The organism is Pseudorhizobium sp. NPDC055634, from assembly GCF_053618655.1.
Map to the genome: position 1 here is coordinate 65020 of NZ_JBSHHW010000007.1, position 21162 is coordinate 86181.

Below are 21162 nucleotides of genomic sequence, written 5' to 3' on the forward strand. Positions count from 1 at the left end.
CAAGCGAAAAAACGAAGGGCCTGGCAGAATGCCGGGCCCTTCATCTTTTATGGCGAGGAGTTCGCGTCGGACGCAAGCCGCCTGGTCGGCGGACGGCTCTGCTCAGGCCGTCGACGCATCTCCGAAATCGCCGAAGGCGGTCCAGCCACCATCGACGGGCAGGACCGCGCCCGTGATGCCGGAGGCCATCGGCGAGGCAAGGAAGGCGACAGCCGCGGCGACCTCCTCCGCACGGATCAGACGGCCGATCGGCGTGCGGCGGCGAAGCGTCGGCAGATCCACGCGGCCTGCATCGGCGAGCTTCCTTAAGAGCGCCGTCTCCACGAAAGCGGGAGCGACCGCATTGACGCGCACGCGGCGGCCGGCCCACTCGCAGGCCATCGCCTTCGTCATTGCGACGATACCCGCCTTCGCTGCTCCATAGGCATTGCGCTTCGGCAGCCCGGTAATACCGGCGATGGAAGAGAGATTGACGATCGCGCCGCTGCCTCGTTCCACCATTCCTCTGGCCACCTCGCGAGACATCAGGAATGTGCCCGAGAGATGAACATCCAGCACCTTCCGGAACGCGTCGAGCCCTTGTTCCAGCGTCGGCAGATGACTGTCGCCGATACCGGCATTGTTGACGAGGATTTCGAACGGGGCTGAGGCGGCCGCAGCAATCGCCTGCGCCTCCACCGTGATATCGCAGGCAATGCCGCTATGGCCTGTGCCGAGCGCTGCAGCACGCTCGGCGGCCTTGGTGCCGTCGAGATCGGCGATGGTTACGCGGCACCCTGCCGCAGCGAGTGCCTCGGCGATGGCGAGGCCGATCCCCTCGGCCCCGCCGGTCACCAGTGCCTGCCGGACCTCACGCATAGCCGGGTCTCGGAACGAGGCCCATGAGGGCTTGGGACAATCCGCCATCGACCACGATATCCTGGCCGGAGACGTAGGACGAGCGTGGAGAGGCCAAGAACAGGGCGACGTCCGCCATGTCCTCGGGTGTCGCGATGCGGCCGGCCGGCACCATGGCCTCGCGCCGCGCCTTCACCTCTTCGTCGCGATAGAAGGGTTCGGAAAGGGGCGTGCGCACCAGGCCCGGGCTCAGCGTGTTGGAGCGGATGCCCTTCGGCCCCCACTCGTATGCCAGTTGCCGCGAGAGCATGAGGATCGCGGCCTTCGACGCCGAATAGGCGCCGCTGGCCGGCTGCGGCTGCGTGCCGGCGATGCTCGCCACATGGACAAGCGCTCCACGGCCGCGCGCGATCATGCCCCGTCCGAATGACTGTGCGGCGGCGAGATAGCCGGTGAGGTTCACGGCAAGCATGGCCGACCAGTCAGCCTCCGATACGCTCTCCAGCCGACCGGGCCGCAGGATACCGGCATTGTTGACGAGGACGTCAACCCTGCCCTCCCTCTCCACCCGATCTGCGGCTGCCGCAATGTCCGCTGCCTTGGAGACGTCGCAGGCGACCGTGAACGCGCCGCCTCCGAGTTCCGCGACGAGCGACGCGGTGCGTTCCTGATCACGATCGAGCAGCACCACTCTTGCCCCCTGCCCGGCGAAGGCCCGCGCAACGGCCTGACCGATCCCTCCGCCGGCGCCGGTCACGACGACGGTCTTTCCTTCCAGCCCGAGCCAGTTCATGCTGCGTCCTCTTCGATACCTGCGAGATAGCGGCCGGTGATCCAGCCAAAGGTCATGGCCGGGCCGAGCGTGATCCCCGCACCCGGATAATTGCCGCCCATGATCGAGGCACGATCGTTGCCAACGGCAAAGAGGCCGGGAATTACGGCTCCCTGCCGGTCGAGCACCTCACCCGGCACGGTGGTCTTCAGACCATCGAATGTGCCGAGGTCGCCCATCTCCAGCTTTACCGCATAGAAGGGGCCGTGCTCCACGGGCGCCACGCAGGGGTTCGGCTTATGGTCGGGATCGGCGAGATAGCGGTTGAACGAGGTTTCGCCGCGGTGGAACTCAGGATCCTTCCCTTCCCGCGCCGCTTGGTTGAATTGTGTAACCGTCTGCTCCAGGACGGCGGAGTCGATCCCGCAGGACCGGGCAAGTTCAGCGAGGCTCGCCCCCTTCCTGAGGTAACCCGAGCGCAGCCAGGGAAGGAGCGGCATCGGTGCAGGTTTCGCGTGGCCGAGGCCGTACTTGCGGATGGTAGGATGGTCGCAGATCAACCAGGCGGAGGACTGCCCCGAGGCGATGATCGCTGCGCCGACGTCATGATAACTCTCGCTCTCGTTCGTGAAGCGCCTGCCGCTGGGAAGCACCGCGATCACGCCCGGCTTGTACCGGTCGAGGAGGTGCGGGAATACGCCCTGGCCCGGTACGCGGCTCACCGGCATCCAGGCGGCGGGCTGCGGGAACTCCGCATCGAAGGCACCACCGGCCTCCTCGCCAAGGCGGATGCCATCGCCGGTGTTTCCCGCCGGTACCGGTGAATGGTGCTCCCCGCCCGCCTTGAGGTGGCCGTAGATCCCTGCTCGGCGGGCAAGGTCGTTCGCATACCCGCCGCAGGCCAGCACCACGCCGCGGCCCGCGAGGATCCGGTCCGGCCCACCGCCGCCGACTACCGCCCCGGTGACCCGCCCCCCCTCGCTGATCAGGCGGAGCGCCGGAGTCTCCGTCAGGATCGGGATGTCGAGATCGAAGCAGGTCTTGGCCAGCCTTGCAGCAAGCGCATTCCCGCTCGTGACCTGTACCCCGCGGCCATGGCGGACGACTTCTCCGGCATGTGCGGCAAGCCGCTTCATCACATAGGCGAAAGACCTAGCCGATTTCGTCGCATTGAAGAAGTGCTTGATGTCCGCGTTGGACGAATTGAACATCATGCCCATGAACGTGATTGTTGCCAGCGGCGGCCGCAGACGCTTCAGGTTTTCGCCGAGTGCGCTCGTGTCGAACGGTGCGGCCAGAACCGAACGGCCGACGTCGACACCGCCATCCACCGTGGGGTGGTAATCGGGATAAAGCGTCGGCACGAATTTGACGGCGGTTTCCTGCTCGAACCAGTCGAGCATCCTTGGTCCGGCTGCGAGATAGGTATCCACCGCACTTTCCTGAAACCAGTTTCCCGTTTCAGCCTTCATGTACAGCCGGGCGGCTTCGCGCGTGTCGTCCGGATTGTTGGTTTTGCCGTGCCGGTTGCCGGGGATCCAGAGCACGCCGCCGGAAAAAGCGGTCGTTCCCCCGAAGACCTCCTCCTTCTCGATGACGATGACCGAGAGGCCGTGCTTTCGCGCCGTGATGGCGGTGGATAGACCACCTGCACCCGATCCAATGACAAGCACGTCGCAAACACGCTCCTGCGTGGGCCGCTCCATCGGTTCCTCCCTTGCATGATCGGCATGCCACCTTGCTAGCCCAGCAATCGCGGGGGACCAATGGACGCAGCTGCGCATTTGTTGCACTATTCGTCGAGCATGAGGCCGAGGAGAAAGAATGCCGAGCGGTGCCATAGGCGGAATTCCCCACTATTATCTGTATGGCGATCAAGGGGCAGACGTCGAACTCGACTTCCTGCATATCGAACCGCTGCGGGATCGCAGCGGGCCGCACGATTGGAGAATTCGTCCGCACACCCACCCCGACCACATGCAGGTTCTTCTGGTGCGCTCAGGCGGCGGCACCATCCGCATGGAAGACCAGACCTTGCCCATTCCCACGCCCGGCATCCTCGTCATCCCGGCAGGGATCGTTCACCAGATCGACTTCGAACCTGGCACCGACGGCTATGTCGTCACAGCAGCGCTCGGCTGCCTCAAGGCGGCCGCCGCCTCCGACTCGCGCCTAATCGGGGTGGCCGGCCGGCCGGCCGTTTACCCGTTGAAGGGCACGGGGGTCAGCATCCCGGCCGTCATCGACACGTTCGAATGGCTTCACCGCGACTTCATCTGGTCGGCTCCCGGCCGCCGGACCGCAATCCTCGCCCAGTACATGCGCGTGCTCGTGGTGATGCTGCGGCTCTATATCTCCTACGACGACCCGGGGATCGCCGCGCCGGACCGCGACTACGATCTTTTAGTGCGCTATCGGGCACTGCTGGAAGAGCATTTCCGCAACGAACGCTCCCTTGGCTTCTATGCCCATAGCCTCGCCGTAACCCAGACACGACTTAACAGCGCCTGCAAGGCGCGGGCGGGAAAGACCGCCTCTGACCTTCTCTACGAGCGCATCATAATGGAGGCCAAGCGGTACCTGGTCTATACGGAAAGTAGCGTCGTCCAGATCGCCCACCTGACCGGCTTCGAGGACCCCGCCTATTTCAATCGCTTCTTCGCACAGCGGGTCGGCCTGTCGCCGGGTATCTTCCGCAAGCGGACCTTGCATCGCGATAGCTGAGATCCATTGCGGCAAGGTCCAATCTTTCCGCGGCTCCGTCCATTTTTTGGCAGGAGGCCAAGGTCCAGTCTGCGGCAACTGAAACAGGGGCAGATCCATGATCCATGAGTGGCGAGTCTACCGCTTGAAACCCGGGGCAGCAGGCGAATACCTGACGCTCTTCGCAGACGAGGGACTGCCGCTCGTATCCCGTCATCTGCCGTTGATGGGTTACTGGCTGGGCGAGACCGGCCCGCTCAACACGCTCTATCATCTCTGGTCCTATGCCGGCTGGGCCGAGCGCGAGGCCTGCCGCGCATCACTCGCAACCGAGGAGGCCTGGGTAAACGGCTTCATCCCGCGCGCCTTCGCCCTAGTGGAGGAACAGCACAACCGTGTCCTCACCGCCACTGCGAGTTCCCCCTTGCTCGCCGAAGCACTGGCCCGCCGCCGAGAACCGCATCCCGCGAGAACAACGGGAAGCGCCCTGTTTGCCTCCAGTTTCGCGGGCCTGGTCATCGGTGAAGCGCCGGACAATGCTGTTGCAGTCTGGCAGTCGGTATCGGGCGGTGGCGACGCTCCGATAGCGCTGCTTCCGCGCAACGTGGATCCTGTGCCTGGGGAGGCATCGCCACAGGGACATCATATTGTCCTACGGCCCCTGGCGTTTTCGCCGCTCTGAAGGACTGGTCGTAAATCGCCTACGGAAAACGTCCGGCGCGTCAGCCATCTGGGCCCCAGCCGCTTGACTATCCGTTCTCTGGCGCCAAAAGTGGAATGAGTATCCACAATGGAAAATCTATGAGCAATCTCGAGAAATCCCTGACGATCATCGAGCTCCTTGCGGAGAGGCCAGGCGGCCTTTCGGTGTCTACGATCGCCCGCCAGGTCAACCAGCCGGCTAGCGGCGTCCACCGGACGTTGAACGAATTGATCAGGCTCGGCTATGTGCGTCAGGTGCAGGATCAGGGGGACTACGCCCTGACGATGAAGCTCGCCGCGCTTGGTGTCGGCTTCCTGGGACGGACAGGGGTGGGCGACGTAGCCCAGCCCATCCTCGACCGGCTGGCCCAGAAAAGCGAGGAGCTGGTCCGCCTTTCGGTGATCGACGGCGAGGACCTGATCTGGGTGGCCGTGGCGCAGGGCGCGACCGGTGGCCTCCGCTATGACCCCGGCCAGGAGCAGGGCGTTGTGGTGCATCTCGCCAGCAGCGCCGGCGGACAGGCCTGGCTCGCATCAATGTCGGATGAGGAGGCGCTGCGGCGGGTGTCGCGGCAGGGGCTTATTAATCCAAACAAGCCATCAGGACCCGGGGCGCCCCGCACCATGACCGAGTTGCTGCAGATCGTGGCGGAAACGCGGCAGCGGGGGTTTGCCGTCTCGAGCAACAGCTACACGCTCGGCATGACCGCCATGGCGATGCCGGTGCGCAGCAATGGCCAGGTGATCAGTTGCCTGTCGATCGCCGGACCAGCGGTGCGCATGTCCGAGGAACGGATGGCGCAACTGGCGCCGCACCTGGCCAGCGCCGCCGAAGAGATCGGCATGGCGGCCAGCGGCTCACGCTACTTCCCAGGCCTTCACGGCAAGGGGTGAACGCCTGGGCCCGCAAAGGCGGTGCTCCGAAGTTCCAGATTCGAGGAGGCGCCGCCAAGGTTCTCGGCCGCGGCGCCGTCCATCGCTCCTCACTTCAGCGGCGAGTTTGCCGTCGGGAAGGCGATGGTCGACTGCATGTCGGTCGTGAGCCAGTCCGGCCCGCCCTTCGGCGGCCAGACACCCTGCGCCACCGAGTCCGCGCGGATCTGGCCGCGTTCGTTGACGGAACTGAACGGCCAGATGTGCGTCATCCGCGGATTGCCGTCGAGGCCATAGAGGCAGATCGTCAGCTTCGAGAGCTTCGTGCGCTCGGGAACTGCAGCCTCCCAGGCCCGGATGGTGGGCTCGAGGCCGCCGGTTTTCAGGACATAGGTCCGGAACTCGTAGGCGGGGCCGAAGCTTCCAGTCTCCACTGGCGGCAGGAAGGGAAACGGCGCGTAGCCCTCCAGCTGCAGGCCGGTCAGCCACTCTGCCGATCCGAACGGATTGGCGGCCCGCAACGTGCGCTCCCGTTCCGCATCGTAATCGGCCGCTGTATCGAATCCGCGCAAGACCAGCACACGGTTCAGCGCGCCGATGTCGGCATAGAAGATGCCGAGCAGACGCCCCCCGCCTTCACCTGCGAAAGCCTCGATGGCCGGTGCCGCCTTGGAGGCGGCCCCCATTGTCGTGGAGAGGGTTGCGATTTCATAGCGCTGCATTTTCGGTCCTTTCTTGTGCCGTCGCGCCGGCATCCGCCGGCGCATCTGTCAGTTTCCCCGCCGCGTGCTTTGCGACCCGCCAGCCGAACACCAAGGCGGGTCCCAATGTGGTGCCCGGGCCGGGATAGGTGCCCCGGAAGATGGAGGCGAGATCATTGCCGCAAGCATAGAGACCGGGAATGGCTTCGCCTGTCTCGTCAAGAACCCGGCCGAATTCGTCTCCGGAAAGACCGGCGCTGGAGGCGAGATCAGCCGGCTTTACCGCCATTGCATAGAACGGGCCCGTGCCGACGGGCGCCAGGCACGGGTTCGGCTGGACGGACGCATCGCCATTGAACCGGTTGACGACCGACTTGCCGCGGCCGAACGCCCCATCCACGCCGGTTACTGCGGACCGGTTGTAGGTGTCGATTGTCTTGGTCAGAGTTCCAGCACTGACGCCGATCTTCTTCGCGAGATCGGCCAGCGTCCTCGCCTCGATGACATAGCCGGCCTTGACCATGGACCTGAGGTTGCGGGCGCCGGGCAGGATCATGCCCATGCCATAGCGATACATGAAGGTGGAATCGCAGACGAGATAAGCCGGCATCGAGCTGTCGCGTATCTGGCCCATCGAGAAGTCGTGGTAGGAGTCGGACTCGTTGACGAAGCGCTTGCCAGTGGAGTTGACCGCCAGCAGGCCGGGCTTTGCACGGTCGAGGATAATGTGGGGCCAGACAGCGAGGGACCCGTCCGGCCGTGTGTATGAGGAGCACGGCATCCACAGTGCCGGGCTGTCTGCGCCATCCTCGAAGCCGGCGCCGATCGCCATCGCGACATCGGCACCATCCCCGGTGTTGGTGGGCGGCGCGAGAGCATAGTCCCGCGCAGCTTGGGGGAACAGTCGGTCGCGGATCTTGCGGTTCCAGCAGATGCCGCCGGTCGCCAGGACGACACCCTTGCGGGCGCGGATGCGCCGCGGACCGGTGGGGCCATCCAGCAAGGCGCCGACCACGCGCCCGTCCTCGACGATGAGTCCCTGGATAGCGGTTTCGAACAGCAGCGGAACCCTGGCCTTGCGGAGGCTGTAGAGCAATCGTCCGACTAGGGCGTTGCCCATCAGGAGCCGGGTGCCCCGGCGATAGCTGATGCGGTCCAGCGCATAGCGCCCGACGATCGACACAGCACCACGCAGATTTGCAGCGGACCGGAACGGCTTGAGCAAGGAATCGAGTTCGTTGCGCCCCACCATCATGCCTCCTAAGCCGAGGAACTCCCGACGAGGCGGACGAACCCGGGCAAAATCGTCCGGGCCCAGCAGCTTGCCATCGAATGTCAAGGGGGCCAACGCACGCCCACCATAGGCAGCACCGGGACCGTCAAGATAATCCGGATGAGCCGCAGCAGCGACGAACTTCACATCCGTGCGCCGGTCCAGTTCTTCGATGGCGCGGCGGCCAGAGGCCAGAAACGCTTCGCGCAGGCGGATGCCGCTGCGATTGGCAACGACGTGCTCCAGGAACTTGCGGGCATCCTCGACCTTGTCCGGCACACCGGCCTGTTCGGAAAGGTGCGTGCCCGGGACCCAGGTCGTACCGCCGGAGGTCGATGTCGTGCCGCCCACCTGATCGGTCTTCTCGCAGAGAACCACCTCGAGACCTTCCAGCGCGGCGACCAGAGCCGCCGTCATGCCGCCGGCGCCTGCACCGCAAACCAGCAGGTCCACCTCCTCTATTGCGTCAGCCGAGCGTTCAGACGGCATTTTCCTTCCTCCCATTATTTCCAAACTCCTCCGCACCGCTGCCGGCGATCGTCTCGGCAGCGAGGAACCCGTAGGTCATGGCCGGACCGAGGGTGATCCCGCCGCTCGGATAATGTCCGCCCATGATGCTGTTCATGTCATTGCCCACAGCGTAGAGCCCCGGAATGGGGTCCCCTCGCTTATCCAGCACGCGGCCGCGCCCGTCGGTCCTGATCCCGGCGAAGGTGCCAAGGCTGCCGGGCACGACCTTAACCGCATAGAAGGGCGCGCGTGTAATCGGCGCCAGGCATGGATTGGGCCTATGGTCCGGATCGCCCTGCGCCTTCCGGTAGGGCGTGGTGCCGCGATGAAATTCCGGGTCCTCGCCTCGTTCAGCGTGACGATTGAAGGTGCGAATCGTTGCAGACAGCCCCGCGACGTCGATGCCGCAGCGGTGGGCCAGTTCCTCGATCGTACCTGCCGAGATCAGGTAGCCGTTTGCCAGCCAGCGGCGGAAGGGCACCGGCGCCGGCTTGACGGCGCCCAGTCCGTAACGACGCAGAAAGCGGTGATCGCAGATGAGCCAGGAGACTGCCGGCTGCCCCTCGGGCGTCGCCGCGATCATCTCCCGGACATAGTCGTGGTAGGGGCCGCCCTCGTCGGCGAAACGCCTTCCGGCGGCGTTGACGGCGATGATGCCCGGCTTGCCGCGCTCAACCAGATGGGGAAAATGGCCGAGGCTGCCGTCCGGTCGCGGCACCAGCGATACGGGCGCATAGGCCGCGGCATGCGCCTGCGAATCCGAGACCTGAGCCCCGACACCTTCAGCCAGCCGAAGACCGTCGCCGCTGTTCCCGTCCGATGCCGCCGAGTAGTGCAGCGTACCCGCCTGCACATGCGGCAGCATGTCGTTCAGGCGCCGGGCGTCATGCGGAAAACCACCGGTCGCCAGCACCATGCCGCGCCGCGCCCTCACCTCTGTCACGCCCGCGCCCGTTTCGAGAACGGCGGCCACGACGCGTCCATCCGCACGCACCAGCTCTCGCACGGAGGCGCCTGCCCACAAGGTTACCCCCTTGTCGGCAGCGGACCGCAGGAGCCTCGCCACCAGGGCGTTGCCGTTCACCAGCTGCATCCCGCGGCGATGGAGGGCGAGGTCACGCACGTGCCGCATCAGCCGCCGCGCGACGTAACCGAATGACTTAGCCGACCGCGTTGCCGTCAGGAACATGCGCATGTCCACGCCGGATGCAATGCCCATGCCCAAGAATGTGGTTTCTGGGATCGGGGAGCGAAGCTTCGATATCAGCGGGCCGAGTTCACGCCCGTCGTAGGGCGCAGCAACAACGGAACGCCAGCCGGTGGCAGCACCCGGTACATCGCCATGGAAATCAGGCACGCCGATGCCCGGGCTGAACCGGACCTCGGTGTTCTGCTCGAAGAACTCGACCATACGTGGCGCACAATCGAGATAGCCATCAATCATGGCATCGTCATATCGATTGCCCAGTATGTGCCGCAGGTAAGTCCGGGCTGCCTCCGGGCTTTCGGCTTTTCCGGCGGCGACCGCATGGGGGGCATTCGGAATCCAGAGCCAGCCACCGGAATAGGCCGTGGTGCCACCGAAGACGCCGGCCTTCTCGGCCACGATGACGCGCAAACCAAGATGTGCTGCGGTGACCGCTGCCGACAGACCGCCGGCGCCGGAACCAACCACGAGTACATCGCAATCGCTCGGACCGGAGATTCTCCCATCTACCCCGGCAGCTTCTCCGTGCGGGTCGCCACTTCGGTGTGCTGTCGTGTCCATTGCTATCTCCGATGGAGCGCCAGACGCACCACCAGCCTCTATCCCAACTGCAGGCACCTGTGACCGCGAGTTGCCTCAGCAGTTTATACACAAAATGGAATGGTATTCAAAAAAATAATTTCATTCCGAGACGGACAGTTCAACGACTTTCTTCGCTTTCCGCAATGCCAGGGCCGCGCGTTCTCTGGCTGGCATTCGCTTCGTCAGTTCTGACGACGCGATCTCGACACTGATCGGTACGCCGTCCGGCAGTGCGCGCAGAAAGGAAACAAGGTCGATACCCCCGTCCCCCGGCATCAGCCGCCCGCCACGGGCAATGCTGATGAGTCCCTCGTCCGAGGCGTCGTAATCCGCCGGTCCGTCGCAAAGCTGGAAATAGTGAATGCTAGCGCGGGGGATGGCTGTCAGATCCTCCGCCTTGCCGCCGGTGCGGCTCCAGTGCAGCGCATCGGCCAGCACGCCACCCGCGGGATGGGCCGCCGCCTGCACGATGGCATTGGCTTCGACGGCATTTCGCACCTCGGTCCACGGCATGAATTCCAGATCAGCGGTCATGCCGTAGCGTCCGGCGAGTTCGGCAAATGCGGCGAAGGTCTGCGTCATGCGCGCATGGTCGCCGTCGTCGCCGGCAACGAGAATGTTGGCGGCACCCAGATTTGCCGCGCAATCCAGGAAGGGAATGAATTCGTCGAGCTTCGTTTGCGGCTTGAGCCGGACGATTTCCACATCGCCGACTCTTATGCCCGTATCGGCGAGCGCGGCTCGCGCCTCCTTGAGAACGCTAGGATCGGTAAGGATCGGATAGGGTCCTTCACCGCTGGCGGCGGCCGGGAGCAGGCGAAGCCCCACCCTGTCGTAGCCGGTCTCGACCGCCACCCTCATGGCATCGGCCGGCCCGAGATCGGCGACGGTGAGGAAGGATAGAGAATAGCTGCGCGTCATCGTTCGCTCCTCACGCCGCACACAGGAAATCGACCATCAGGTCGCGCACCTCGACAAACATGTCGATGCCGGTAATCGCCTGGCAGCCGATCTCCCGCGCCCTGACGACAAGCGGCGAGACCGCCGGCTGGGTGATGACCTCGCCTATGAACATCTGCGGAGTGAGCTTCTCGACGTCGAAAGGCAGGGGATCGCCCTCCATCATGCCCATCGGGGTTGCGTTCACGACCACGTCGAACCCGGTAGGATCAGCACTTCCAGAACTGATCCTGGCAAGGTTGAGGGACGCTAGCCTTTCGATCAGGCTCTCGCGGCGCGCCTCGTCCATTTCCTGGATTGCAAGTTCCGACACGCCTGCCAGCACCAGGGCATGAGCAATGGCGCTGCCTGCGCCACCCGCTCCCGCGATCAGCGCCCGCTTTCCTGCGAGTACGCAGCCGGCCTTCTTGAGCGCGGCGACGTGGCCAAGGCCGTCGAACATGTCGCCCTCCCAGCCGGACGGGGTGCGGCGAAGTGTATTGACCGCTCCGAGAAAGGCAGCGCGATCGGACAGGTGATCCACGATGTCCAAGGCCGCGATCTTGTGAGGCACCGTGATGATGACTCCGTCCAAGTTCTGCAGGCGGACGATCCCCTCCCAGAAGATCCTGAGGTCCTGCGGCGCGACATGGCCAGGAATGCAGACGGCGTTGAGGCCCCCTCCTTGCAGCAGGTCCGTTACCCCGCCGGGCGACTTCACCTGTGCAATCGGATCGCCGATCACGAAATGCAGGCGGGTCGCGCCATCAAGCCGAACAGTCATCCTCTCCTCCTTATCTGGAATCTAATTCCAATATGGAATACACAACCGTTTTTCCTTGGTCCAGAGGATTTAATCGCTTCTTCTGCCGCGAGCTTGCCCGGGGATATCGATCCGGGTCTCCCGCTGCCGCTACCGCCCGAGGAAGAGCTTGAGCAACAGGCAACCATTTTCGCCCAGCTCGGGAAGATGGGATATATGAGACAATGCGAACTCCCGCCGGTCCGGCGGGCTTCTCACTTCAGGACGTCAGCTTGTTCCGCGGCATGCGCTCGGCATGGCGAGGAGAAACGGTGGACCAGTGAGGTGCTAAAACGGCTTCCGGTCTGGGTGGCGGACTCGGTGGAGCCGGTGATCGCCGGCGCGCTCCGCGATCAATCTCTCCCGGCGGCAATCCGCCTCGAGGGCAATATGCTCTACCTGGACTATGAAGCGGTGAGCAGCGGATCCGGCTATGTCGCCCCGAGCGTCATGCTCGAATTCGGCGCCCGGTCAACCGGCGAGCCAGCCAGTATCCGCGATGTGGACTGCGACGCGTCGGGTCAGGTCGATGGCGTCGAATTTCCGAAAGCGAGTCCCCGCGTCATGCACGCGGAGCGGACTTTCTGGGAGAAAGGGACAGCAATCCATGTTCTGCCTGCGGCAGCGCCTCCGCGGCGATCGGTTTGCCCGCCACTGGCGTGACGTCGCTCGGCTGGATGATGCAGGTTTCGCCGGCAAAGCATTCGCCGATCGGCAGCTTGCTAATGCCGTGGCGAAACACAAAACCATGTTCTTTGCGGAAAAGGCGGCGACCGCTCGTGATCGACTACGCCGCTGCCGTCAACGGCAATCTTGTTCTGACACCCTCCGGAGAAGGTCTGCGCCCGCTCGGCGAAGATTATACGCGCATGGTCGACGACGGTTTGTTGCTCGGCGATTCCGAACCGTTCGAGCACCTGATCGAGCGATGCGCGCAAATCCAGGCACGCGCCAACAAAGCCGACACGTCGGGATCGGAGAATACAGGCAAATAGCTTTAACCGCCTTGAACGGAATCGAACCGTGGGCCCCGCACACCTCTTCCCTTCGAAGCTTGGGGCGACTCAAAATGCCTTCCGCTGGCGGCCGGCCGCCAGCGGATATGAACGATAGCTGCTAAGACTTGAAACTCTGTACTGCGCCCGGCAGCTCACTCCATTCGGCGTACCACTTGTCAAAGAGCTCCAACTGAGCCTCCACATAGCCGCGCTGACTTGAAGAAAGCTCGTCGCTTGCGTTGAAGTGAAGAGCGTATTCGCTGTTACCCTTCAAGACCATCATGTGCTTGAAGTAGAGTACCAGATCGGGTCCCTCGTCAAAGGAGGAGAGAACTCCCAAGGCGGATTCCAGCTCCAATGCGCGCTGACGTGCTTCCGGGTCGCCCTTTGCTGCTGCTTGCGCCAAATTGCACAGGTGAAGGACTTCCTTCGGAAGAACGCATCCGATGCCGGTAATGGCGCCGACTGCCCCGCAGTTGACGAAACCATGGACGACGCAGGTGTCGACGCCGATCATCAGCGCGACTTGGTCATCACGGCTGGTGATGTTTTCAGCCGCGTAGCGCATGTCGGCGGCACCGCCGAATTCCTTGAAGCCGATAAGATTCGGATGCTCCGCCCGCAGGGCAAAGAACAGATCTGCTCGCGTAGCGAAGCCATAATACGGGCTATTATAGATGACAGCTGGCAGGTCGGGAGCTGCCGACAAGATGGCCTTAAAGTGAGCCTTCTGCGCGGTGATAACCGTTCCCCGGGAGAGAACACGCGGAATGACCATCAAACCTTTCGCGCCCACTTCCTGAGCGTGAGCGGCGTGTGCCACGGCCGATGCGGTGTTCACTGCCCCTGTTCCCACGATCACTGGGATCCCGGCTGTGACCAGACGTTCAACGCCTTCCCTTCGCTGAGCGTCCGACAGGAGCGGCCAGTCACCCATGGACCCGCAGTACACGACCGCGGACATTCCCTTGGCAATCAGTTCGGCCCCCTTTCGCACCAAGGCGTCGAAATCGGGCGAGCGGTCATCTTTGCAGGGAGTCATTAGAGCCGGTATCACACCGGAGAAAATCTGTGCGTTCACGTAATATCCTTTTCGTGTTTCTGGATTAGATGGATTACGGCCTTGTCATGAGAGCCAGGGGGAGGTGCTGAATGCCTTCATCAGGTCGTCACGCACTGCCGAGACGTGATCGGCAAGAAATTCTCCGGCACGTCCGAACTGCCCTGACTGGCAAAGAGCTATGAGTTGCGCATGCTCTGCCATCGCCCGTTGCATGGCTTGCGGGTTGGATAGCTGAATTCGGGTGTATCGCTCGCTGGTCTGCAGAAGGGCGACAACGATCTGCTGCGTTCGAGGCAGGTCGGCATGATGATAGAGGGACAGGTGGAGGTCCGCGTTCATTCGACCGTAGTCATGTACAGACCTCGAGGAGATGGCTTCAACATACGCCTCGTGCTTGGCGAGGACCCACTCATAATCACGATCGGTCAGCTTGGGCGCTGAGGCTAGCAACAGCCGCGGCTCCAGCAGAATCCGGAGATCGAAGACATCATTTATTTCTTCGCGGGACAGTTCGGAAACGACCGCGCCCTTCTGCGGAACGATCTTCACGAAGCCTTCGGCCTCAAGTTGGAATAGCGCTTCTCTGATCGGAATGCGGCTCACGCTGAAGTCTTCCGCCAGGGCGTCCTGACGAAGCTGCGTGCCGGCAGGATAGCGACCGGACAAAATTCCTTGCCTTATTTCTTCGACCAGGGCTCCAGAGAGCGTCCGTGGCCCGAGAGACGATTTTGCACGCATAAAAAATCCACGGGAGGCATTGACTTAGAAAATGTATAAAATCTACGTTATAAAAAAACAAGGGAACTTGGATGAGCAATACGTCGCTTCAATCTGGTGGACAGCCCAAGGCGACCTTTCGCCTCGCAATACAGCTTTCCGAGGCCGTCCTAATCGTCGAGAAGGCCGTAGTGAGCCTACTGATGGCGCTCCTGCTCCTGTTCATCATCTTGAACGTGGTTACGCGCTACGCCGGCATCCCGCTCTATTGGGTCGATGAGGCTGCAGTCTTCTCAATGGTGTGGCTCGCCTTTATCGGAGCTTCAGCGCTAACCCGCCTGAGGCTGGACTTTTCGGTCACCCTCCTCTCGGACAGGCTTTCCGATGTGAATGCAGGCAGGTTGAAGGCGCTCGCCAGCGTATTCAGCGCGGCGTTCGCATTTGCTCTGGGAGTAATGTGCTGGCGGTGGATGGACCCAGTAGGAATCGCGAGCGCGGGCTTTGATGCTAAGGCTTATGCCGGGGTCAGCTTCAATTTCCTATACACGGAGCAGACGCAGACCCTTCGCTGGCCGACCTGGGCTGTCAGCCTCGTCATACCGATCTTCGCGGTAACCATGTTCATCCACGCGGTCGCGAACGTCGTCGAGGACCTGCGGTTGGCGCCGGCCCGCCTACGTCCGGATTTCTCAAACGCCGAGGTCGTGAACTGATGGTGACAACAGCCGCATTCGTAGTTCTGATGATGGTCGGGGTTCCGATCGGCCTCTGCCTTCTGCTCGTCAGCATGATCTACGTTCTGGACAGCGGCAATATGCTGTTGTTCGACAGTCTTCCAATGCAACTGTTCGGGGGCGTAGACAACTACGGGCTGATCGCAATCCCGCTTTTCGTGCTGATCGGTGAAGTCATGAATGGCGGCGGAATTACACGACGCATCATCGACATGACGATGGCCTTCATCGGTTCGTTGCGGGGCGGCCTCGCCTATGTGAACTTGCTTGCGAACATGTTCGTCGCATCCATCCTTGGCTCGGCTACCGCTCAGGTCGCCATAATGGCACAGATGATGGTCCCAGAGATGGAGAAGGCCGGCTACGACAAGACCTATGCCGCCGGGCTGACGGCCTATGCGGGCATGCTTGGTCCGATCATTCCGCCGTCGATCATGTTTGTAGTTTACAGCGTGCTTGCACAAGTACCGGTAGCCGACATGCTGATGGCGGGACTGATGCCAGGCATCATGCTGACCGGCATCTTCTGCGTCGTGATTGCCATGATGGGATACGTCTACAACTACCCCAGGGGGCAAAGAAGAACCGCCAGGGAGAGGGTGAAGATCGTACTCGCCGCACTTCCGACCCTGCTCATCCCGGTCTTCATAGTCGGCTCCATTCTTACCGGACTCGCCAATCCGACAGAGGCTGCCGCAGTTGGCGTGGTGGTCGCATTCCTTGTCGGACGCTACTGGATTGGTGAACTGTCTTATACCGACATTCCAAAGATGCTGCTCCGGGCCGGAATCTATTCCGCAGTAGTACTTTTCCTTGTGGCCGCTGCCGCGGTGTTTTCATGGGTTCTCGTCTATGGAATGGTGCCCCAGAAGGTGGCGGCGTGGGTGCAGACGGTAGCATCCGATCCGATCACCTTTATGCTGCTGGTGAACGTCATCCTGCTCATCATCGGAACCGTTATCGACGGCGCGCCTGGGCTGATTATGACGGTTCCTATCCTTCTGCCGATCGCTACCGAAGTCTATGGTATCGACCCGATTCACTTCGGTGTTGTGGCGGTGATCAATCTGGTGCTTGGCTTCCTGTCACCGCCCGTCGGTCTCAGTTTCTTTATCGCCTCCGCCGTCACCGGTGCCAAACCTGGCAAGATGTTCATCGTCACGCTGCCCTTCTTTTTTGCCGCGTGCCTTCTGCTCGTCCTACTCTCGATCTTCCCCCAGCTCACAACCTTCTTTGCCGGATAAACCATAAACTCCAGAGGATAATGACATGAACGTAACCCGCAGAACCCTCCTTCAAACTGTAGCCATCGGTGCGGCCGCGCTTGGTGCGCCGACGGTTCTACGTGCCCAGGAAAGCAAGACATTTCGCCTCGGGATTACTACTCCCCCCGGCCACCCGTGGAACAATGCCGCGCTCAAGCTTGGGGAGATGCTAAAGGCTGAAACAGGTGGTCGGTTGGATCTCGCCGTCTTCCCGGCAAATCAGCTTGGCACCGAAGCTGCCATGATGCAGCAGATGCAAGCCGGATCGCTTGACTTCGGCTGGATCATGACCGCCGAACTTGGCTCGCGCATTCCTTCGGTCGCAGCGATCAACGCTCCGTGGGTCGTCGACTCCACTGCCAAGGTGGCCAAGCTTGTTCGCGATCCGATCGCCATGAAGCTGCTGGAGGTCTTGCCCGCTGAGACGGGGACGGTGGGCCTGGCTTGGGGCATCACCACCATGCGTGTCGTCTTCACCGCGAAGGAAATCGCCGGCCTCGACGACATCAACGGCATGAAGCTGCGCATCAACACGACGCCGGCCTACAAGGACTTCTACGAGCTGCTGGGCGCAGCGCCGACACCCATTCCGACGCCCGCCGTGTTCGATGCCATGTCGAACGGTCAGGTTGATGGTCTGGAGGCGGACCTCGACTTCTCGTGGAACCAGCGGTTCGACAAAGTCTCCAAAACCATGCTGAAAATGAATGCGATCTTCATGCCTTGCGTTGCCCTTGCCTCGGGCCGCGTCTGGCAGGGCGTCTCGGAAAGCGATCGCGAACTCATTAGCCGACTGACCAAATCGGCGCTCGACGAACAAATCGATGCGACAGTCGCGAACGAAGCGACGCTGCTCGAGGAATTTAGCAAAGTCATCTCAGTCAAGGATGTGCAGGTCTCCGACGCCGGGAAGATTATCGACGCCTACGACAAAATCTGGTTGCCTAAGGCACCCATCCTGGCCGATCTCCGCAAGATAGGATCCACTATCTGATCCAAGTTGGGCGCCACTTCTCAGACGAGAGCTGCACCCCGGTCTACAAAACAGTAGCAACGGAAGAGCCGGATTGCCGCAGGTCGGAATCCGGCTCTTCCTTGCCGCGGTTCGACGCTTTACGACGAAACGTCTTTGCCTTGCGCGGGAATTGAACCTTCGCTCCGAAGAGCGGCTCCCAATACCTCAGTACCCACTTACAGTTAGTGCAGTTGGGGCTCACCCCCTACTGGAGGTGAGGAGTATAATCATGGTCAGTCAGGTAGTTCATTTCGCCGAATTGATGGATCGTGAACCTGACCTTGCCCCCGTGTTTTATCCAGTTTTGGGTTCGCTCCGGCAGTTTTTGAAGTGCACCCCGATTTTGGGCCAGCGGGAGCTGGAATTTTCCGGGGTCATGGCTCAGTTCGGCGGGGGTGCCGATGAGCCGTTCATGAGCGATATCGGCACCTTGGTGCCGATCGCGCTGTGTGGCCGGAACTCGTTATAGTCTCTACGCCAATCCTCCATCTTCGATCGCGCGTCGTCAAGGCTCATGAACCAGTGGGCGTTGAGGCACTCGGCGCGGAACTTGCCGTTGAAGCTTTCGATGTAGCTGTTGTCTGTCGGCTTACCCGGCCGCGAGAAGTCGAGCACGACACCCTTGTGATAGGCCCATAGGTCGAGGTCTCGCGAGATGAACTCGCTGCCGTTATCGACGCGAATGGTGGCCGGGTAGCCTAGCTGCCTGCAGACGCGCTCAAGGGTCTGAAGCACGTCCTCGCCCTTGTAGCTGAAGCGTGCATCAACCGCCGGTGAGAAGCGCGAGAAGGTGTCGACTACTGTCAGCACCCTGATCTTGCGGCCCGTTGCCAACTGGTCATGAACGAAATCCATAGCCCAGACATCGTTGGAATGCGTCGGCTCCGTGCGGTCAGACCGCAGCTTTGCCATGCCCGGCGTTTGGATACGTTCCAGTCGGACCGGACCTTATCGATAAGCGAACGCTTGCGAACAGGCCTCAGAGCTTTTTTGACAACACATCCTGAAGCATGGCCTTGTCGAGAGAAAGGTCGGCGACGATACGCTTCAGCTTGGCATTCTCCTCCTCGAGCTGCCGAAGACACTTCATCTCAGACGGCATCAGGCCCGAATACTTCTTGCGCCAGTTATAGAAGGTCGCATCGGAAATCCCGGCCTTGCGGCACACCTCCCCGATCGGCGTTCCATCCTCCGCCTGCTTCAACACAAATGCAATCTGCGCTTCTGAAAACTTGGACGCCTTCATCGAATTCTCCTCTTCTTCCCAGCAGGGATCATAAGTGGAAAATTCCAGCTCCGAATGGCACAATTTATTGGGGGCACGTCAGTCGCTCTCAGGTGTCGTACCTCCGCTCTCTATGGTCGCTGATCGTCACTTTACGCCCTGCAAACATTCCAGCTGATAAGCCGTGTCCACGAGATCTCTCAGCCGCTCGATCTGATACTCTGTTAGCCAATCATGGTAGAAACCTAAGCTGCGCGAGAAATTCGGATCGACTAGTTCTCGGCGGATACAATGCGATCTCCGAGCCTTTTCCGGACTGCCTCTCGTAGTTGCACTTTGCCCAGATCATCCAAAATCGACGCTGGTAAAGGTTCGGACGTCGAGAGCAAGTGGCGTCCGGGATGGTCAGGTTCGAGAAGGTCGAGAATGCGAGCGGCAGCGTCGCCGTCGCGTTGCGCCATGGCAGCGGCGCCGACGAGTAGGAGCGCGCGTCTCTTGTTCGAGCTTGCGATCCGTTCGAAACACCGCACGGCTTCGGGGACTGCAGCATGCGCGCCGATGAGGTGAGCGGCCGGTGCGGCGAGAATGGGCGGCGCTTTCAGTAGATATGCGGGCTTTAGCTGGGCGACGATAGAAGGGTCGATGGCTTCTGCATCAGCCAGCGCATCCATGGCGTCGAGCCGGATCCACCGGGCTTCCGGGATGTTGACCATGTTCGCAATCTTCTGTTGGATACCGGCGCTACAGCAATGGACCGCAACAATGAGCGCGTATTGGCTGAGGACTCGATCATCCGTCGTGTTGGCGAGATGCAGCAGCATATCTCCAACTTCATCCGACAAAGTTTTGTTGGCCGCGAGCGCGATAACGGCCTCCTGGGCCACATCGTAACTCTCCGGCTCATGATGATGCGGCTCTGCGCTCGACCACGTGTCGTGAATCAGACTTAGTAAGGTACGAAGATGGTCCGGATGCGGGCGCTCGCTAAGGATAGAGACCAGGGCGCGCCGCACACGACTGCCAGGATCTCCGGCCATCGCCAGAATCGCTGGGGGCAATGGGTCCGGCAGGGTCAGCGCCAGATGCAGCAACGCCAAACGACGTGCATCGGCGCGATCGTGCCGTAACGCTTGTTCGATCAGAGGGGCGTCGCCGGTAGCGATTGCAGCTTCCGTTGCTTGGATGGCCTGCTCTTTGCGGGAAGAAACAGCAATCCACTGTGCGATCGCTGCTGAGGCATCGCCGCCACTTTTCCGAATTACTGGAACGACCAGCGCGAGCGCTTCCGCTTCCAATTTCGCCGCGCAGTTCGTCAGAAAAGCGAGGGCTCCCGCTCCAACTCGATGCGCAGTCTTCCGCTTGTTCGGCAGGGCGTGGGCGATCTCGGCCAAGTATGGCGACAGCGCATCGGCGACGCGCTTCAGCTTGCGCGACCGGCCACTTTTTCCAAGCCGATACTGAGCGCACCGCATATTACACAGCAGAAGCACCTGTCGTTCAGGATGCTCCCGTTGGGCAGCAAACGCGGCGATCATCGCGGCGGGTGCAACACTTAGAGCGGTGAGAGCGAGGTCATCGCGAAGGTCCACCGCGAGCAGCCCCGCACTTAGTCGCTCGGTCAGCAAGACCTCCAGTGCGGGGTGCCAGTGTTGTCGGACGGCGGCCCAGATACTCGTTTCTGCGTCGAGCCCTTTGCCTGCACTTATCAGCGCCCTAAGCTCGTCCTCGCTCGCGCGGTCAGCAGATCTGTGCAGATCTTGAGACCATGCCTGAACCAGTTCAGCTATGCGAGGGTGATTGGATAGAACCTGCCAGCGCCGCTCGGCGCGAAGCCTGCGGACATAGGCGTCGATGAAGACACCTGACGTGTAACCGTCGCCTTCATGGTTCCACTGCGCTGCCTCTTCGGCAGCGTAGTCGCGTTCCCCGTCCTCAATCGCGCGCAATTCTTCAAAGCCATCTTGTGCGTATCGGCGGTGGAGCGTGGCCAGATCGTCGAGCGACGCCTGCAGCACGCTTTCGAAGCCGACGAGATCGCGAATTGCCCCGGTCGCCACGGCCTCTGCGTTCAGTTCGAACCCATTGCCCACCATCTGGCGTGCCGCGTCCAGGTAGGCCAGTGTCAGGTTGGGAGCGAAACTGTCGAGCCGCTGGGCGAAGTTGGATCCGTAGTTGCCCCTATCGAAGCCGAGCACCTCTCGGATGAACCGTGCCGCAACTTGGGCCGACACAGGATCGGCCGCT

General features: G+C 62.0%; 17 protein-coding genes and 2 pseudogenes. 7 read left to right on the top strand and 12 right to left on the bottom strand.

Features of this window, described 5'->3' with window-relative positions; genetic code table 11:
* Positions 1–102: 102 nt before the first annotated feature.
* From ACWGPT_RS12955 to ACWGPT_RS12965, 3 genes are read right to left on the bottom strand one after another with little or no spacing between them, the layout of a single operon-like run.
* Positions 103–858 carry an SDR family oxidoreductase gene (locus ACWGPT_RS12955; protein WP_452606027.1) on the bottom strand — a complete coding sequence of 252 codons (756 nt, stop codon included), beginning with the start codon at positions 856–858 and terminating at the stop codon, positions 103–105.
* On the bottom strand, positions 851–1630 hold the full coding sequence (locus ACWGPT_RS12960; protein ID WP_452606028.1) for an SDR family NAD(P)-dependent oxidoreductase: 780 nt from the start codon (positions 1628–1630) through the stop codon (positions 851–853). Before ACWGPT_RS12960 ends, ACWGPT_RS12955 begins: the two co-directional genes overlap by 8 nt.
* Complete coding sequence (locus ACWGPT_RS12965) at positions 1627–3315, bottom strand: FAD-dependent oxidoreductase (protein WP_452606029.1); 1689 nt, start codon at positions 3313–3315, stop codon at positions 1627–1629. The genes ACWGPT_RS12960 and ACWGPT_RS12965 overlap by 4 nt, the downstream gene beginning before the upstream one ends.
* Before the next feature lie 118 nt (positions 3316–3433).
* Between ACWGPT_RS12965 and ACWGPT_RS12970 the strand changes: the two genes are divergently transcribed.
* The 3 genes from ACWGPT_RS12970 to ACWGPT_RS12980 all read left to right on the top strand — a co-directional run bounded on the left by ACWGPT_RS12970 (position 3434) and on the right by ACWGPT_RS12980 (position 5908).
* On the top strand, positions 3434–4333 hold the full coding sequence (locus tag ACWGPT_RS12970) for a helix-turn-helix domain-containing protein (RefSeq protein ID WP_452606030.1): 900 nt from the start codon (positions 3434–3436) through the stop codon (positions 4331–4333).
* Positions 4334–4430: 97 nt separating this feature from the next.
* Positions 4431–4994, top strand: coding sequence for an NIPSNAP family protein (locus ACWGPT_RS12975; RefSeq protein ID WP_452606031.1), 564 nt, complete (start codon positions 4431–4433; stop codon positions 4992–4994).
* A gap of 119 nt (positions 4995–5113) precedes the next feature.
* Positions 5114–5908, top strand: a complete 795-nt coding sequence (locus ACWGPT_RS12980) for an IclR family transcriptional regulator (protein ID WP_452606032.1) — start codon at positions 5114–5116, stop codon at positions 5906–5908.
* Positions 5909–5997: 89 nt separating this feature from the next.
* Here ACWGPT_RS12980 and ACWGPT_RS12985 read toward each other — a convergent pair whose 3' ends face one another.
* From ACWGPT_RS12985 to ACWGPT_RS13005, 5 genes are all read right to left on the bottom strand, one after another.
* The gene (locus tag ACWGPT_RS12985; protein ID WP_452606033.1) at positions 5998–6609 is read right to left on the bottom strand and encodes an NIPSNAP family protein; all 612 of its coding nucleotides are present in this window, start codon (positions 6607–6609) and stop codon (positions 5998–6000) included.
* Positions 6596–8350, bottom strand: a complete 1755-nt coding sequence (locus tag ACWGPT_RS12990; protein ID WP_452606034.1) for an FAD-dependent oxidoreductase — start codon at positions 8348–8350, stop codon at positions 6596–6598. Before ACWGPT_RS12990 ends, ACWGPT_RS12985 begins: the two co-directional genes overlap by 14 nt.
* Positions 8340–10139 (bottom strand): FAD-dependent oxidoreductase, encoded by a 1800-nt coding sequence (locus ACWGPT_RS12995; protein ID WP_452606035.1) that lies wholly within the window; start codon positions 10137–10139, stop codon positions 8340–8342. Before ACWGPT_RS12995 ends, ACWGPT_RS12990 begins: the two co-directional genes overlap by 11 nt.
* Positions 10140–10259: 120 nt before the next feature.
* On the bottom strand, positions 10260–11081 hold the full coding sequence (locus ACWGPT_RS13000) for a sugar phosphate isomerase/epimerase family protein (protein ID WP_452606036.1): 822 nt from the start codon (positions 11079–11081) through the stop codon (positions 10260–10262).
* A 10-nt stretch (positions 11082–11091) separates the two neighbouring features.
* A complete protein-coding gene (locus ACWGPT_RS13005; RefSeq protein WP_452606037.1) occupies positions 11092–11883 on the bottom strand; it encodes a shikimate dehydrogenase family protein in 792 nt (263 codons plus the stop codon).
* Between the two features lie 279 nt (positions 11884–12162).
* Between ACWGPT_RS13005 and ACWGPT_RS13010 the strand changes: the two are divergent.
* Positions 12163–12896, top strand: a pseudogene (locus ACWGPT_RS13010) (nucleotidyl transferase AbiEii/AbiGii toxin family protein); the annotation flags it as partial.
* A gap of 121 nt (positions 12897–13017) precedes the next feature.
* Here ACWGPT_RS13010 and ACWGPT_RS13015 read toward each other — a convergent pair.
* Both ACWGPT_RS13015 and ACWGPT_RS13020 read right to left on the bottom strand, forming a co-directional pair.
* A complete protein-coding gene (locus ACWGPT_RS13015) occupies positions 13018–13980 on the bottom strand; it encodes a dihydrodipicolinate synthase family protein (RefSeq protein WP_452606038.1) in 963 nt (320 codons plus the stop codon).
* Between the two features lie 45 nt (positions 13981–14025).
* Positions 14026–14700 carry a GntR family transcriptional regulator gene (locus ACWGPT_RS13020; RefSeq protein WP_452606039.1) on the bottom strand — a complete coding sequence of 225 codons (675 nt, stop codon included), beginning with the start codon at positions 14698–14700 and terminating at the stop codon, positions 14026–14028.
* Positions 14701–14771: 71 nt separating this feature from the next.
* Between ACWGPT_RS13020 and ACWGPT_RS13025 the strand changes: the two genes are divergently transcribed.
* Genes ACWGPT_RS13025 through ACWGPT_RS13035 form a run of 3 tightly spaced genes read left to right on the top strand, consistent with a single transcriptional unit; the run spans position 14772 to position 17672 of the window.
* A complete protein-coding gene (locus ACWGPT_RS13025) occupies positions 14772–15392 on the top strand; it encodes a TRAP transporter small permease (protein ID WP_452606040.1) in 621 nt (206 codons plus the stop codon).
* Complete coding sequence (locus ACWGPT_RS13030) at positions 15392–16657, top strand: TRAP transporter large permease (protein WP_452606041.1); 1266 nt, start codon at positions 15392–15394, stop codon at positions 16655–16657. Before ACWGPT_RS13025 ends, ACWGPT_RS13030 begins: the two co-directional genes overlap by 1 nt.
* 25 nt (positions 16658–16682) lie before the next feature.
* Entirely contained in the window at positions 16683–17672 is a 990-nt protein-coding gene (locus ACWGPT_RS13035; RefSeq protein WP_452606042.1) for a TRAP transporter substrate-binding protein, read from the top strand.
* 405 nt (positions 17673–18077) lie between these two features.
* On the opposite strand, the pseudogene ACWGPT_RS13040 reads toward ACWGPT_RS13035, so the two are convergent.
* Positions 18078–18939: pseudogene (locus ACWGPT_RS13040) on the bottom strand (transposase); the annotation flags it as partial.
* A 251-nt stretch (positions 18940–19190) separates the two neighbouring features.
* Positions 19191–21113, bottom strand: a complete 1923-nt coding sequence (locus ACWGPT_RS13045) for a hypothetical protein (RefSeq protein WP_452606229.1) — start codon at positions 21111–21113, stop codon at positions 19191–19193.
* Between the last annotated feature and the right edge of the window lie 49 nt (positions 21114–21162).

Bases quoted from the DNA above. Each gene is read 5' to 3' on its own strand.
- ACWGPT_RS13000 (WP_452606036.1), bottom strand. From the start codon at position 11,081: ATGACGCGCAGCTATTCTCTATCCTTCCTCACCGTCGCCGATCTCGGG.
- ACWGPT_RS13035 (WP_452606042.1), top strand. From the start codon at position 16,683: ATGAACGTAACCCGCAGAACCCTCCTTCAAACTGTAGCCATCGGTGCG.
- ACWGPT_RS12960 (WP_452606028.1), bottom strand. From the start codon at position 1,630: ATGAACTGGCTCGGGCTGGAAGGAAAGACCGTCGTCGTGACCGGCGCC.
- ACWGPT_RS12965 (WP_452606029.1), bottom strand. From the start codon at position 3,315: ATGGAGCGGCCCACGCAGGAGCGTGTTTGCGACGTGCTTGTCATTGGA.
- ACWGPT_RS12980 (WP_452606032.1), top strand. From the start codon at position 5,114: ATGAGCAATCTCGAGAAATCCCTGACGATCATCGAGCTCCTTGCGGAG.
- ACWGPT_RS12955 (WP_452606027.1), bottom strand. From the start codon at position 858: ATGCGTGAGGTCCGGCAGGCACTGGTGACCGGCGGGGCCGAGGGGATC.
- ACWGPT_RS13025 (WP_452606040.1), top strand. From the start codon at position 14,772: ATGAGCAATACGTCGCTTCAATCTGGTGGACAGCCCAAGGCGACCTTT.
- ACWGPT_RS12990 (WP_452606034.1), bottom strand. From the start codon at position 8,350: ATGCCGTCTGAACGCTCGGCTGACGCAATAGAGGAGGTGGACCTGCTG.
- ACWGPT_RS12985 (WP_452606033.1), bottom strand. From the start codon at position 6,609: ATGCAGCGCTATGAAATCGCAACCCTCTCCACGACAATGGGGGCCGCC.
- ACWGPT_RS13030 (WP_452606041.1), top strand. From the start codon at position 15,392: ATGGTGACAACAGCCGCATTCGTAGTTCTGATGATGGTCGGGGTTCCG.
- ACWGPT_RS12995 (WP_452606035.1), bottom strand. From the start codon at position 10,139: ATGGACACGACAGCACACCGAAGTGGCGACCCGCACGGAGAAGCTGCC.
- ACWGPT_RS12970 (WP_452606030.1), top strand. From the start codon at position 3,434: ATGCCGAGCGGTGCCATAGGCGGAATTCCCCACTATTATCTGTATGGC.
- ACWGPT_RS12975 (WP_452606031.1), top strand. From the start codon at position 4,431: ATGATCCATGAGTGGCGAGTCTACCGCTTGAAACCCGGGGCAGCAGGC.
- ACWGPT_RS13005 (WP_452606037.1), bottom strand. From the start codon at position 11,883: ATGACTGTTCGGCTTGATGGCGCGACCCGCCTGCATTTCGTGATCGGC.
- ACWGPT_RS13020 (WP_452606039.1), bottom strand. From the start codon at position 14,700: ATGCGTGCAAAATCGTCTCTCGGGCCACGGACGCTCTCTGGAGCCCTG.